The organism is Actinacidiphila acididurans, assembly GCF_016918855.1.
Taxonomy (GTDB): Bacteria; Actinomycetota; Actinomycetes; order Streptomycetales; family Streptomycetaceae; genus Actinacidiphila; species Actinacidiphila acididurans.
On record NZ_JADKYB010000015.1, the window covers coordinates 57,018 to 70,916 of the forward strand.

General features: G+C 72.0%; 12 protein-coding genes. 6 read left to right on the top strand and 6 right to left on the bottom strand.

Annotated elements, in window-relative coordinates:
- Nucleotides 1–2 precede the first annotated feature (2 nt).
- Together ITX44_RS26000 and ITX44_RS26005 are read right to left on the bottom strand one after the other, a co-directional pair.
- Entirely contained in the window at nucleotides 3–1,874 is a 1,872-nt protein-coding gene (locus tag ITX44_RS26000; protein WP_205359815.1) for an Hsp70 family protein, read from the bottom strand.
- A gap of 273 nt (nucleotides 1,875–2,147) precedes the next feature.
- On the bottom strand, nucleotides 2,148–2,825 hold the full coding sequence (locus ITX44_RS26005) for a TetR/AcrR family transcriptional regulator (RefSeq protein WP_205359816.1): 678 nt from the start codon (nucleotides 2,823–2,825) through the stop codon (nucleotides 2,148–2,150).
- Between the two features lie 197 nt (nucleotides 2,826–3,022).
- Here ITX44_RS26005 and ITX44_RS26010 point away from each other — a divergent pair, with 197 nt between their 5' ends.
- Entirely contained in the window at nucleotides 3,023–3,859 is an 837-nt protein-coding gene (locus ITX44_RS26010; RefSeq protein ID WP_205359817.1) for an SDR family NAD(P)-dependent oxidoreductase, read from the top strand.
- 38 nt (nucleotides 3,860–3,897) lie between these two features.
- Here ITX44_RS26010 and ITX44_RS26015 read toward each other — a convergent pair whose 3' ends face one another.
- Complete coding sequence (locus ITX44_RS26015) at nucleotides 3,898–5,475, bottom strand: Rieske 2Fe-2S domain-containing protein (protein ID WP_236061623.1); 1,578 nt, start codon at nucleotides 5,473–5,475, stop codon at nucleotides 3,898–3,900.
- Between the two features lie 308 nt (nucleotides 5,476–5,783).
- On the opposite strand from ITX44_RS26015, the gene ITX44_RS41465 reads away from it, so the two are divergent.
- Both ITX44_RS41465 and ITX44_RS41470 read left to right on the top strand, forming a co-directional pair.
- Nucleotides 5,784–6,527, top strand: coding sequence for a hypothetical protein (locus ITX44_RS41465; RefSeq protein ID WP_236061624.1), 744 nt, complete (start codon nucleotides 5,784–5,786; stop codon nucleotides 6,525–6,527).
- Nucleotides 6,425–7,309 carry a hypothetical protein gene (locus ITX44_RS41470; protein ID WP_236061626.1) on the top strand — a complete coding sequence of 295 codons (885 nt, stop codon included), beginning with the start codon at nucleotides 6,425–6,427 and terminating at the stop codon, nucleotides 7,307–7,309. The genes ITX44_RS41465 and ITX44_RS41470 overlap by 103 nt, the downstream gene beginning before the upstream one ends.
- A 35-nt stretch (nucleotides 7,310–7,344) precedes the next feature.
- Here ITX44_RS41470 and ITX44_RS26025 read toward each other — a convergent pair whose 3' ends face one another.
- Nucleotides 7,345–8,181, bottom strand: a complete 837-nt coding sequence (locus ITX44_RS26025; RefSeq protein ID WP_205359819.1) for an SDR family oxidoreductase — start codon at nucleotides 8,179–8,181, stop codon at nucleotides 7,345–7,347.
- Between the two features lie 73 nt (nucleotides 8,182–8,254).
- Between ITX44_RS26025 and ITX44_RS26030 the strand changes: the two genes are divergently transcribed.
- The 3 genes from ITX44_RS26030 (at nucleotide 8,255) to ITX44_RS26040 (ending at nucleotide 12,418) form a co-directional block, all read left to right on the top strand.
- Nucleotides 8,255–9,157 carry an AraC family transcriptional regulator gene (locus ITX44_RS26030; protein ID WP_205359820.1) on the top strand — a complete coding sequence of 301 codons (903 nt, stop codon included), beginning with the start codon at nucleotides 8,255–8,257 and terminating at the stop codon, nucleotides 9,155–9,157.
- Nucleotides 9,158–9,343: 186 nt separating this feature from the next.
- Complete coding sequence (locus tag ITX44_RS26035) at nucleotides 9,344–11,653, top strand: heavy metal translocating P-type ATPase (RefSeq protein ID WP_205359949.1); 2,310 nt, start codon at nucleotides 9,344–9,346, stop codon at nucleotides 11,651–11,653.
- A gap of 303 nt (nucleotides 11,654–11,956) precedes the next feature.
- Complete coding sequence (locus ITX44_RS26040) at nucleotides 11,957–12,418, top strand: Crp/Fnr family transcriptional regulator (RefSeq protein ID WP_205359821.1); 462 nt, start codon at nucleotides 11,957–11,959, stop codon at nucleotides 12,416–12,418.
- A 111-nt stretch (nucleotides 12,419–12,529) separates the two neighbouring features.
- Here ITX44_RS26040 and ITX44_RS26045 read toward each other — a convergent pair whose 3' ends face one another.
- The gene (locus ITX44_RS26045) at nucleotides 12,530–13,405 is read right to left on the bottom strand and encodes a universal stress protein (RefSeq protein ID WP_205359822.1); all 876 of its coding nucleotides are present in this window, start codon (nucleotides 13,403–13,405) and stop codon (nucleotides 12,530–12,532) included.
- A 15-nt stretch (nucleotides 13,406–13,420) separates the two neighbouring features.
- On the bottom strand, nucleotides 13,421–13,846 hold the full coding sequence (locus tag ITX44_RS43095; protein WP_205359823.1) for a CBS domain-containing protein: 426 nt from the start codon (nucleotides 13,844–13,846) through the stop codon (nucleotides 13,421–13,423).
- Nucleotides 13,847–13,899: the final 53 nt, after the last annotated feature.

Consider the following 13,899-nt stretch of genomic DNA (forward strand, 5'->3'; position numbering starts at 1 on the left):
GATCAGCTTCCCGCCTTGCCGCCGGACGCCCCGCCGCGGCGCCCGTACATTTCGGTGAACTCGATCGTCGCCTTGCGGCGCACGTCGCTGATGCGGTCCCGGGTCTCGACCGCGATCTCAGTGCCGCCGAACGCGTAATAGATGTCGAGCAGTCGCTCGTACGACGGCCGTCCGACCGAACCGGTCACGTCCGCGGTCACGGTCCCCACCCGCTCGCAGCCGTCCTCGGTGGTGTACTGCGGATCGTCGCTGAAGGTCGCGAACAGCCCGATCTCGAAGATGCGGCTGCTGCGGGGCGTCACCCTGAGACTGGTGTCGACCACTTCGTCGACCCGGACCGTCTCGCCGCGCTTGACCACGACCCTGAAGCGGTCGGCGCACATCTCCTCGCCTTCCTCGGTGACGTGCCGCTTGCCCTTCGGGTCGATGCCGTCGCGGTAGGACATCGAGCACTCGTAGCCGTACGTGTACTTCGACCGGCGCCCCCAGATGACCGCCGGGTCGTACGCGAAGTGCACGGCCCCGCCGAGGACCGCGACCGCCGGGTCCTGCGGGATCAGTACCTTGACCTCGGCGCCGAACCGCTGGGCGATCCGGTCGCGCAGGTAGGTGGAGCGGGCGAACCCGCCGACGACGACGATCTGGTCGACGCCCTTGACCGGGCCGCCGTCGAGCACGAGCCGGCGCTGGCGTTCGATGGTGTCCAGGATCGGGCCGACCACCGACTCGTGGACCGCGACGACCTCCTCCGGGGTGACGACGAGGTGGTACGGATCGCCGAAGGCCTGCTCGGTCATGCGCTGCCGGGTGGCCGGCGCCAGCGCCTCCCAGAGCCGCCCGGGCACCTCGATGTCGCAGGGCGTGACGATGGTCGGCGTGCCGTCGGGCGCGGTCTCGGAGTGCAGGCCGACCTTCCACTCCTCCCAGCGGTCCTCCAGCCTGGCGATCTCCCGGGGGTGGGAGGCCGTCAGCGCCTTCAGTTCCTGGGCCCCGAAGCGGTCGGCGAGCACCGTGTCGACGAAGTGCTGGTTGATGTACGCCGACCCCAGCGGCCCGCCGTCGGCGATGCCGATCTCGGCCAGGCGGTCGCCGGTGACCCCCTCGGTGCGGATCTGGTAGCTGGTGATGTCGACGGTGCCGCCGCCGCAGTCGACCACCATGAAGCGGCTGCCGGCGGTGTCGACGTCGAGCCGGCTCTCCGGCCGCTGCGGCCCGAGCAGGGTGCCGGAGGTGAGCGCGCAGTACACGGCCGCGGCCTCCGGCTCGCTCACCAGCAGGAGCCGTTCCTCGCCGGTCGGTATGCCGGCCGCCGCCGCGGCTTCGCGCATCGCGCGTTTCTCCGAGTCCCGCCAGATCGCGGGCACGGTGATGCACCAGCGAATGTCGTCGGCGGTGAAGCTGATGCCCCGGTAGCCGGTCGCCTCGATCTCCTTGAGCGCCGTCCGGTGGACGTTGCCGAGATAGGCGGCGATCAGTTTCCGCACGACCTGCCGATCGGCTCCGGCGAGACTGCCGAGGTAACGCGGTACGTCCGACGGCGGGGCGTCGGCACGCAGTGCCATCTTGAACCTGGTGGCGTATCCGAAACCGCTCGGATTTCCCTGGTTGAGTTCGCTCTGCCAGCGCTCGCGCGCCTTGAACCCGAATTCCCGCGGCGTGCCGTGCCCGTCCACCAGGACCGCAGTCAGATCCTTCGGATAGGAACTGCTGCCGCCACCGCTGCCCTTGAAGTCCTGGTAGGCGATGTAGCGGTGATTGGTGATGTCCTGAAGGTTCGACACGGTCGCCCATGCGAACCCGGAGCCGTGCGTCCCGAAATCGATGGCCACAACGACCTTCGGCACAAAAGTGCCCTGGCGTCCTGGGTCGCCCACTCTGGTCTCCCCCACTTCCGCACATGCCCGGCGCGGGCCGACACAAGCCGTCCCCCCGGCCCGTCCGGGCGTACTGTGCCGTGATCCGGCGCGTACTTCATTCCCGGGCGGCGGCCGGAAAAACGCGCGGCGAAGCAATCCGGATCAAAAAGCGGAAGCGAATACGAGTGACCTTACGGTACGCGCTGCATGTGTTGTGCCGGGGCGGGCATTGACGGGCGGGTGATGAAGAAGTGACCCGTTCTTCCGTGAAAGCGGCGCTCACGGAACTGCTCAGGACGCGGCGGTACGGGCCAGGGTGCCCGCGGTGAGCGTGGCCAGCATCTGCCGCAGGGAGGCGGCGAAGTCCATCCGGAGCACGGCGAGGGAGGGGTCGGCCGCATAAGCGGCGAGCATGGCCTGCGACGGGCGGGCGTGGGTCCACACCGCGCCGATCACCATGATCGCGGATGCGGCCAGCGAGCCGGCGGCGTCGCCCAGTTCGGGCAGGTGGACGCGGGTGAGGGCGGCCAGTTCGGCCACGTTGGCGACGGCGGCCCGCTTGTAGCGGGCGGCGACCTCGGGCGAGACATTGTGCTCCAGGACGCCGGCCTGCGCGCTGAGCAGGTCGCACAGGACCCGGCGGTCGGCGAGGGAGGCGGTGACGGCGGCGGCGAACTGCTCGGCGCGCTCGCCCACCGGGGCCTGCGCGTCCACGCCGGCCGCCAGTGGTCCGGCCAGGCCGGCGGTCCACTCCTGCCACGCCTGGTCCAGCAGTTCCAGCAGGATCGCCTCGCGCGACTCGAAGTAGCGCAGCACATTGGACTTGGCGAGCCCGACCCGGCGGCTCAGCTCGTTCAGGCTGACCTCGCCGACCGGCATCTCGTCGAGCATGGCGGCGGCGGTGTCGAGGATCACCCGGCGCCGGATCTCGCGCTGCTCCTCACTGCGGGCCCGCTGGAAAGTGGTCATGCCCACCATGTTACAGACCTACGGTCTTTTGACATCAGACCGGCGGTGTCTTACGTTGGGGACATCGCGACGGGCAGGCGGCCCGAAGTGCGCGAAGGCTGTCTGACCTGGCCTTACGCGCTGCCGTCACCGTGTACCCGTCCCTTTCCGCACAGGTTTCCGCACGGGACTCGCAGCCACAGGAATCGAGCATCCCCATGTCCAAAGTCTGGTTCGTCACCGGAAGCTCCCGCGGTCTCGGCCGCGCCGTCGTCGTCGCCGCCCTGGAGGCGGGCGACCGGGTGGTCGCCACCGCCCGCAAGCCCGCACAGCTCGACGACCTCGTCGCCCGCTACGGCGACCGCGTCCACCCCGTCGCCCTCGACGTCACCGACTACGACCAGGTGCGAAGCGCCGTCCAGGAGGGCCTGACCGCCTTCGGCCGCTACGACGTGGTCGTCAACAACGCCGGCTACGCCGATCTGGCCTCCGTCGAGGACGCCACGGTCGAGGACTTCCGCGCCCAGATCGACACCAATTTCTACGGCGTCTTCCACGTCACCAAGGCCGTGCTGCCCATCCTGCGCGAGCAGGGCTCCGGCCACATCTTCCAGGTCTCCTCCGTCGGCGGCCGGATCGGTTCGCCGGGCCTGGCCGCGTACCAGAGCGCGAAGTGGGCCGTGGGCGGCTTCTCCACCGTCCTCGCCCAGGAGGTCGCACCCCTGGGCATCAAGGTCACCGTGCTCGAGCCGGGCGGCATGCGCACCGACTGGGCCGGCTCCTCCATGACCATCCCGCCCGTCAGCGAGCCCTACCGGCCGACGGTCGGCTCCTTCGCCGACATGCTCCGCGGCCTGGACCGCGAGGCATCGGCGGCCCACTCCGCCGACCCCGCCCGGATCGCCGGCACCGTCGTCGAGCTGGCCGGTCGCGACGACGCCCCGGTCCGTCTTCTCCTCGGCCGCGACGCGGTCCAGTACGCAGGCGCCGGGGCGGCCGCCCTCGCCGAGTCCGACGAGAAGTGGCGCCCCGTCTCCGAATCCGTCTGGGACTGACCGGACGGACGGCCCGGAGCCGTCCGTCCGGGGTCGGGCTACGGCGCCGCGGGTTCGGGCGCGGCGGGTTCGGGCGCCGCGGGCTGAGGCGCCGGGGCGGTGCGGGAGGCCCGGATCTCGTGGCCGTCCGAGGTGAGGCACTCCCCCGTGGTCAGGTCGAACCGCCAGCCGTGGAGGGCGCAGGTGAGCACGTCGGACTCGATCGTGCCGAACCGGGAGAGGTCGGCGCGCAAGTGGGGGCAGCGGCGCTGGACCTGCCAGTCGTCGATGACGACGTCCTCGCCGTCGTCGTCGGCGGAGGCGTAGTAGTTCTCCACGTACTCGATGCGCTCTCCGGACAGGCACTTGAAGAACGTGTAGACGAACTCGTTGTAGGGGCCGACGCGTTCGGCGCTGAAGCGCAGCGAGAGCAGCAGGCTGTTGGACCAGTCGACCTCCCGCGCGGCGATGTTGGTGGCCACGAGGTCCCCGGCGGTGGACAGCACGTAGGGGCAGGGTTCGCCGTCCCACAGCCGGACCTGCCGGGCGGGGAAGTCGACGACGACGGAGATGTCGTCGACGTCCAGCCGCAGGGGCGCGCCGACGCCGGCGCAGATCCGGTCGGCCATGGCCATCAGGGGCTCCCACCAGCGCTTGAGCGCGGCGAGCAGTTCGTCCGGCGGCAGGGCCGGGGCCCGGCCGGCGCGCTCGGCGTCGAGCTCCGGCTGCCGCCGGCGGGCGTAGGACCGCAGGTACTCGGACTTGTGGTCGAACAGGTAGTCGATGTCCTCCGGGGCGTGCCGGTGGACGACCTCGCAGTCGCGCTTGCCGACCTCCGCGACCGTGCCCGGCAGCCACAGGTGCGCCCGGACCTCCGGGCGTACCTGCGCCAGCTGCTCCAGGAACTCCCGCTGGTCGGTGAAGATGCTCTCCTGGTCCCGGCCGGTGCCGTTGAGATGGAACAGCTCCTCGTCGAGGAAGCAGGCCGGTCCGGAGTTGGGAAAGACGTGGACGCCCTGGAGCGCCTCGATGTAGCGCACCGCCCGCTCGAACTGTCCCTGGCGCTTGCGCTCGGCGAACTGCCGTTTCGCCTCGTGGGGGATGCGGTAGACCATGGGCCACCAGATGGCGCCGGAGAACTGCAGGAAGTGCGCGTGGACCTCGCCGAATTCGAGAATCGCGGCGGTGTCCAGCGGGTGGGCGTCGTTCTGGTTCAGCAGGACCGTTTCCCCGTCGTCCAGTGACAGCGCCGAGTCCCCGATCGGCCCGTCGCCCGGCCCGGTCAGAGCGGTGATCATGATGCGCAGCCCGTCCCGCTCGACGGGCACGCCGCCGCGGGTGCGCAGGAAGTTCGTGAAGCCCAGTGCCCGCAGCTCGTTCTCCAGCTCGGCGGTGGCGTAGGCGGGCAGCAGCACCGTGACGTCCTTGCGTACGTGACGGCGCAGGGTCACCGGATCGAAGTGGTCCCGGTGCAGGTGGGACACGTACAGATAGTCGGCGTCCCGGCCGTAGCGGTCCCAGTCCAGGTCGCTGTTGTCCGGAAACGGGAACCACGACCCGAAGAAGGCCGGAGCGACCCATGGATCGCACAGCACCGACCCCGCGGCCGTCTCGACGTACAGCCCAGCGTGCCCCAACCCGGTAATACGCACAGTGCAACCCCAATAGCGCTCGCAGCACTGCCGCCCGATGCGGAGGGCGGCTCGGTCCCTCCGACGATCAAGCGCTCGGCGCCCGTACGCAGCCGCAGGGTCAGCCGGATGCCCGGCAGCCGAACGGAACGCCCCTGGTGAGACCCACATCGGCCGCTCCGGATCCACCGTTTCGGCCGTCCCCCGGATACCCGGGCCGGCCTGCGGAGCGGGGCGGCGGACGAGTGGGGCCGTACGCCTTCCACCGCCTCGCCCGCTGCTCCGAGCGGCGCACCGGTGTTACTTTCTGTGACGTGACCGATCACGCGCTACGGCTGCTGCGGCAGGACCGCCGCCTGGCCGAACTGGCCGCCTTCCCCTTCGACTTCGACCTGGACCGCGCCGCCCACGGCCATGTGGAGGAGGTCCGCCTCGCCTCGGGCGGCCCGCTGGAGACGCTGGCCGGGGACGACACCGGCGGTACGTACTTCGTGTGCGCGGACGGCTCGGTGCTCTACGCCGACTCGGAGGGCGCCGCGGGGATCATCGGCTCCAGTGTCGACGAGGCCCTGGAGCTCGTGATCGGCCTGCCCGGCTGGCGCGGCTACGTAGGTCTGTCGCCGGACGACGGCGAGGAGAAGATCCTTGCGTGCGTCGCGGAGACCGAGGACGAGATCCGTGAGTACTACGGAATCGACGAGGAGCGGGCCGAGCTGCGTGCGTCGCTGGGCTTCCGGGACGCTCCCCGGTCGAGCTGGTGGGCAGGCTGCGTGCCGCGCTGCTGCGCACCGAGCCGGACTTCGTCCTGCTCAACGCGGACGAGGGGTGCGCGTACGACCGGATGGGCCCGGCCGGGCCCCCGCTGTGGGAGCCGGTGCTCGCGGCGGGCCGCGCCGATCTCGCCCGGCTGCGGGAGGGTGACCGCACGGCGTGGCGTGACGTCGCCGAGGACCCGGTGCGGCGCCGGATCGCCCTGCGGGCCGCGCAGTTCGACCGCGCCGAGGGCGATCCGGACCTGCTGCGGCATCTGCTGCGGCACGAGACACGGTCCTCGATGACGGACGAACTGCGGCTCGCGGCCGTGCTGGTGGGGCTGCGCGGAGACACCGCGGATCTGCCCCTGCTGCTCGAGGTCCGGAAGACGGACTTCGACACCGCGTGCGGCCTGAGCGAGATTCCGGAACCGGGTGCGAGCGCGGACGAGTTGCGGCAGTGGGCTCGGGCGCTCGACGAGTCGATGTTCGGGACGGACCCGTCGGACGAGCCGGTCTCCACCTGGACCGGCCTGGCGCGGGACCAGGGGATGACGGAGCTCGCGCGGGTGACACTGATCCGCGAACTCGACCACATCTTCATGGACCAGGGCAGACTCCGCCGCCCCGAGGCGCCCCACACCCTGGCCACGGCTGCGCTGAGCCGGCTCGCCCGGGACTTCGAGGAACTCGGCGACCTTCCCCAGGCGCTGCGCGCCCAGCGCCTGTACGCCGCGCTTCAGGAGACGGCATGGAACCGGGCCTCGGCCCGACGCGACCTGGCCCGCCTGGAGCGGGAGGCGGGCCGGCTGCCGCAGGCGGCGGACAGCCTGGCCGCCGTGCGCGACGCCCTGGCCACCCCGGCCGCCGACTCGCTGCGCCACTGGCAGCGGGTCAACTTCGGCCGCTTCATCGCCGAGGAGCACTACCGGCTCACCCTGGCCCTGGCCGACGCGGGCCGCCCCGAGGAGGCCCGGGCCCTCCTTGCCGCCGCCGACGCCGTACTCGGCGAGCTCTCGGAGAATGCCGCGAAGGGCATCCGCGAGCTCGCCGAGCGGACCGCCGCGAGGGTGCGGGAGGTCGGCTGAGGACCGGCGCCCCGGGATTCCGGGCAGCCCCGCGGTCAGCGCTGCTCGCCGCCGTAGGTCGCGAGTGCCCAGTCGTTGTACTGCTTCTCGCTGGTCTCGCGGCGCATGCGCGCTGTCGCTTCGATGTCCTCACCGATCACGTATCGCAGCTGGGACGTGGTGTCGGTGGCCGCGGTGACGATCGCTTCGGCGACCGTGGCGGGTGTGGCCAGGTCGAAGGAGGACGGCTCCATGTATCGGGCGATGGCCTGGTTCACGTGGTCCCGGTAGGCCGGGGGCACGGGGACGGCCAGTGAGGCGGCGGTGGTGGTGTCCATGAAGTTCGTTCCGCGCACCAGGCCCGGTTCGACGAGCTTGACGGTGATGCCGCGAGGGGCCAGTTCGTACCGCAGGGCTTCCGAGAATCCCTCGACCGCGAACTTCGTCGCCGCGTAGACGGACATGAACGGCTCGGGGACGATGCCCGTACCGGACGCCACGTTGACCACCCGGCCGCCGCCCCGCGCGGACAGGTGCGGCAGGGCACGCCGCGTCACTTCCATCATGCCGAACAGGTTCGTCTCGAACATCTGGCGCACGGCCGTCATGGGGGTGCTCTCGAAGACCGACAGCAGGCCCTGTCCCGCGTTGTTCACCACGCAGTCCAGCCGGCCGAACCGTTCGACGGCCCGGGAGAGGGCGGTGTCGATGGAGTCGGTGTCGTGGACGTCCAGCGCGGCGACGAGGAGGTCATCGGCCTGCGGGCCGGTATCCGGGGTGCGGCTGGTGGCAACGACGTTCCAGCCCCGCGTACGGAACAACGCCACCGCTTCCCGGCCGAAACCGGACGAACTTCCGGTGATCAGTACTGTGGGGTGCTCTCGCTCTGTCATGCCTCCAAGCCTGCAATCCAAGGTGCGGGACGGTCTATAATCGGAGGTCCGCGATTGATGAGAGAGCGTCCGAGTGACTGATCCGCTGGCCGACCTGGTCGACCTCATCCGCCCCCGTGCCGTGTTCTGGAAGGGCATGGAAGCCGCCGGTACCTGGGGCATCGGCTTCCCGGCCACCACGGACGTCAACTTCGCGATGGTGGCGCAGGGGCGGTGCTGCCTCACCGGCTTCGGCCCCGTCCTCGAACTCGCCGAAGGGGACTTCCTCCTCATGTGCGGACCGCCGGCCTTCGCGCTGGCCAGCGCCCCCGGCGTGCCGCCCGCGGACGGCGAAGCGCTGCTCGCCGCCTCCCCGGACTACCAGGTCCGTCTCGGCTCGGGAGCCGCGGACCCCGTCCGCCTCGTCGGAGGCCACTTCATCCTGGAGACCGCCAACGCCGACCTGCTGATGGGCCTGCTCCCCCGGCTCAGCCACCTGCGCGGCACCGACAGCGGCGCCGGACGCATCGGCCGCCTGCTCGACCTGGTCGGCGACGAAGCGGCGGCCGACCGCCCGGGCAGTTCACTGGTCATGCCGCGCCTGGTGGAGGTCGTCCTGGTCGAGGCGCTGCGCAGCACACCCTCCGACACCCCGCCGCAAGGCCTGCTCGCAGGCCTGCACGACCCACAGATCGCCGCCGCACTGCGCGCCGTCCACGCCGACGTCCGCCGCCCGTGGACGGTCGCCGACCTGGCCGCGACCGCCCACCTGTCCCGATCCGTCTTCGCGCAACGATTCCTCCTCCTGGTCGGGACCACCCCGATCACCTACCTGCTGACCTGGCGCATGGCCCTGGCCAAAGACGCCCTCACCCGCGGCCGCCCGATCGACGAAGTGGCACGCAGCGTCGGCTACGGCTCCGCCAGCGCCTTCAGCAACGCCTTCCACCGCGTCTCCGGCTCCCGCCCGGGCCACTACGCCACGACCGCGGGATGACGACCCGCCGAGGCCGGGGTCGCGGGTGCAGTGCGAGCAAGCGGGCGTCCTGTTACCCCGTACGGCCCGGCAGGCCGGTCCGAAGTGCCCTGGCAGGTCACCGTCCCCCGGGATGTACTGGAGCCAGGAACCTGGCGCAGGAGGACGGAGCGCACGGTGAAACAACCGGATGGCGAACGTGCGGGGGTGTGGGGAGCGGGCGCTTGGATCCGGCGTTCGCCGGAGCCGGTGCTGCTTGCGGTCACCGCCACCGCTTTGACAGCGGGCGGCATCGCGTGGCCGGCCGGGGTGCGAACGCTCGCCGACGCCTTCTGGGCCGCGGGCACCGTCGTGGCGATCGTGCCCGCTGTGGCCTGGGTGCTGGGGGCGTTGCGGCGTGGCCGGGCCGGGGTCGATCTGATCGCCGTCCTGGCGCTGGGCGGAACGCTGGCGACGGGTGAGTATCTGGCCGGGGCGTTGATCGCGCTCATGCTCGCCACAGGCCGCTGGCTGGACGCCGCAGCCGAGCGCCGCGCCACGCACGACCTGCGTCATTTGCTGGAGCACGCCCCGCGTTCGGCCCGCCGCCGCACAGGCGACCAGGTCCGTACGGTGCCGCTGGCCGAAGTGCGGGTCGGTGACCTGCTGGTCGTCGGTCCCGGTGAGGTCGTTCCGGTCGACGGGCGCGTCAAGGACGGCACCGCGGTGCTGGACGAGTCGGTGCTGACCGGCGAGTCGTTGTCGGTGGAACGTGGTGCGGGCGAGAGCGTGCGCAGCGGCGGCGTCAACGCCGGCGGCGCCTTCGAGCTGCGGGCCGGCGCGACCGAGCAGGACAGTACGTACGCCGAAATCGTCCGCCTCGCCCGGCAGGCCGGCGCCGAGAGCGCCCCGGTGGTCCGCCTGGCCGACCGGTACGCCGCCTGGTTCCTGCCGCTGTCCGTGGCGGTGGCCGGCGTGGCATGGCTGGTCAGCGGTTCGGCCGTGCGAGCGGTGGCCGTCCTGGTGGTCGCGACCCCCTGCCCGCTGCTGCTGGCCGCGCCTGTCGCGATCGTCTCCGGCCTGTCCCGCGCCGCCCGCCAGGGTGTGGTGGTCCGCGACGGCGCGGCCCTGGAGACCCTCGGCCGCGCCCGCACAGTGGTCCTGGACAAGACCGGCACCCTCACCACCGGCCGGCCCCGCGTGCTCGACATCGCCGCGGCCCCCGGCCGCGCCCCCGGCCGCGCCCCCGACGAGATCCTCGCCCTGGCCGCATCGGTCGACCAGTACTCCCCCCACGTCCTGGCCCGCGCCATCACCGACGAAGCCCACGCCCGCCGTCTTGAGCTGCAGCCGGTCCGCGACGTCGAGGAGGAACCCGGGCGCGGCGCCACCGGCCGCATCGGCACCATGTCCGTGAGCGTCGGAAAGCACGACGGCGCACCCCTGCCCGGCTGGGCACGTGCCGCCGACAACCGTGCCACCCTCGACGGCGCCGCCGTCGCCTGGCTCACCGTCGACGGCCGGCTCACCGGAGCCCTGCTGCTGCGCGACCCTCTGCGCAGCGACGCGCCGCGCACCCTGCGACGCCTGCGCCAGGCCGGCATCCAGCGCCTGCTCATGCTCACTGGCGACCGCACCGAGCCGGCCCGGGAGATCGCCACCGTCCTGGGACTGGACGACGTCCGCGCCCGGCAGACCCCCTCCGACAAAGTCGCCGCGGTCCGCGCCGAACGTGAGCGAGCCGTCACCGTCATGGTCGGCGACGGCGTCAACGACGCCCCCGCCCTGGCCGCCGCCGATGTCGGCGTGGCCATGGGCGCCCGAGGCTCCAGCGCCTCCTCCGAAGCCGCCGACATCGTCCTGACCACCGACCGGGTCGACCGCCTCGCCGACGCCTCGGGCATAGCCGTCCGCGCCCGGCGCATCGCCGCGCAAAGCGCGCTCGCCGGAATGGCGATGTCACTGGCCGCCATGGTCGCCGCCGCGTTCGGCCTGCTGCCGCCGGCCGTCGGCGCGCTCCTCCAGGAAGCCATCGATGTCGCCGTCATCCTCAACGCCCTGCGCGCCCTGCGCCTGGACCGCGCAGCCGAAGTCACCGTCGAACCGGCGACGGAACAGCTCATCCAGCGCTTCGCCGCCGAGCACGACGACCTGCGCGAGGTCGTCGAAGCCGTCCGCGAGGCCGCCGACCACCTCACCGACACCGCCGATCCCACCGCTCTGGCCACCGTCCGCCACGTCGACCGGCTCCTGAGCGAACGCCTCCTGCCCCACGAAATGGCCGAGGAACACCAGCTCTACCCCGCTCTTGCCTCCGCTCTCGGCGGCCCCGAAACCACCGCCACCATGAGCCGCGCCCACACCGAGATCCACCGCCTCGCACGCCGTATCAGCACCCACCTCCAACTCGCCGACTCCGAGGGGCGCCTGCGCCCCGAACAACTCGACGACCTTCGCGCCTGCCTCTACGGCCTGTACAGCGTCCTGCGGCTGCACTTCACCCAGGAAGAGGAGAACTACTTCTCCCTCGCGCACTGACCGCACGCCCTGGGCCCGCCCTTGTCCGCGGTCTCGCCGGTCGTCTCGCCGGTCTCGCCGCGCCGTCTCCGCGTGGCGGTGGTGGCACCCTCGTCCACCTGTCGTCGTGAACCGGAAGCCCGAGCACCTCTTGACGCGCCCGGGCCGGGGCGCAGGCAGCGGGCCGAACGGCCCCCGGTCGCTACCCCGGGCAGCCCTGCACACGGCGACGGCGCGGTGAGACGGTGCTATAGGACGAGTTTTCCCCGCGTGCCCCGAACCGCCGCCGGGATGTCGTCCTCCGCGAACTCCGGAGGCATCGTCATGAGAACCACCCCCGCCACCCATCTGTTCGCCGCACTGCCCGCTTCGGGGCGCAACCGGCTGCTGGGCCTCGCCAAGGACGTGGTATTCCCGGCCGGTACCCGGATCTTCGAGGAGGGCGGGCCGGCCGACCGGTTCTGGGTGATCCACACCGGTTCCGTCGTCCTGGACACTCCCGTGCCCGGGCGCCGGCCCGCTCCGGTCGAGGTCCTCAGTCCCGGCGACCTGCTCGGCTGCTCCTGGCTGTTCCCGCCCTACCTCTGGCACCTGGGCGCCGAAGCGCAGAGCGACGTACGTGCCCAGGAGTTCGACGCCACCGCGGTGCGCGCCCTGGCCCGGGCCGACCTGGAACTCGGTGAAGCCCTGGCCCGGCGGGTCGCCGAGATCACGGCCCACCGCATGCAAAGTGCCCGCATCCGGCTGCTCGACCTGTACGGACCGCACGGCGCCGGCATGCCGTGACCTCAGCGCCCCGCGGTGCCACCGGTAGCGGGACCCGGGGCGTGCACCCGGGTCCCGCTCCCCCGCAGGTGCGGGTGGGTCATCGCTGGTCCTTCCCGCGAGGCCTGCGGCTCACTGCTCCTGCGGCACGACCGCTACGGGGCATGCGGCGTGGTGCAGCACGGCGTGGTTGACGGGGCCGAGTTGCATGCCGACCGCGCCGGCGGCCCCTTGCCTGCGGCGGGCACCGACCACCAGGAGGTCGCTCGCCGTGGAGGCTTCGATCAGCGCCTGGTGGGCCCGCCCTTCCGGAGTCGCCCGGCGCACGTCGACTTTCGGGAATTCCTGCGCCGCCGCGAGCAGGGCACCGCCGAGCACCTGCTCGGCGTCCTGTGCGTACTTCTCGGGAACCTCCGCCGTCGCCGGCCGGGTTCCGGGAAGCTCGTCGGCCGGATGGTGCCAGGCGTGGACGGCGTACAGTTCGGCGTCGCGGATCTCGGCCTCCCGGAAGGCGAACCCGATGGCCGCCGACGATTTGCCGTCGTCACCGATTCCCAGTGTCACCCGGCTCAGCTCACGGCCCGGCTCGCCACGCACCACGATCACCGGGCACGGCGAGTGGGCCGCCACCTCCAGGCCGGTGGATCCCAGCAGCATTCCGGCGACCGTCCCCCGGCCCCTGGTGCCCACGACGATCGCGAAGGCCCCTTGCCCTTCCCGGAGCAACGCCTGGACAGGATCGGACGGAACGATCACCGAGGAGACCTCCAGCCCCGGGGCGATGTGCTCGACCCGCTCGACGGCGGAGGCGACGACGTGCTCGGCCATGACCTGCTCGGCGGGACGCTCGGTGCCGAACCCCGGTCGAACCCCCTCGTAGCGCTCCCACAGCGAGCCGTGCACCAGCCGCAGCGGAAGATCGCGCCGGGTCGCTTCCGCCACCGCCCAGTCGACCGCCCGCAGGCTGTGGTCCGAGCCGTCGATGCCGATGATCAGCGATTGCTTCATGACTGCACCGCCTTCTCAGGTGCTCGGTTCTTCACTTTCACCGTGGCAGCCTCCGCGAGGCGGCGTCGTGGGCCGACCGGTGCATGCCGGGGACCATCCGGCCCAGCGGCGATGGGCCGGGCGCGCGCCCGCGCGGTGAGCCCGCCGTCGCCCCCGGGTCGTTGCCGAAAGCTCACCGGCCGTGGTGGCTGCCGGGTGGGGGCCGGCGTCCCGCGCGGGGTCCAGGACGGCCAGCAGGCCCGAGGGGTCCGGCCGGCCGGACTGACTGCGCAGCAGGTCCGCTTCCGAGACCACGCCCAGCGGCCGGTTCTCGCCGTCCACGACCGGTACCGCGGTGATGTCGTGATCGGCAAGTCGTTTCACGATCTCCTTGAAGGGGGTGTCCGCGTGGACCCGGTGAACGGTGTGGGTCATCAGGTCACCCACCGTCCGGTGCTTCATCACGATCCCGCCTCTCGGATGGCACGTAGTACGTCACCTCCACCGTGCGGGAC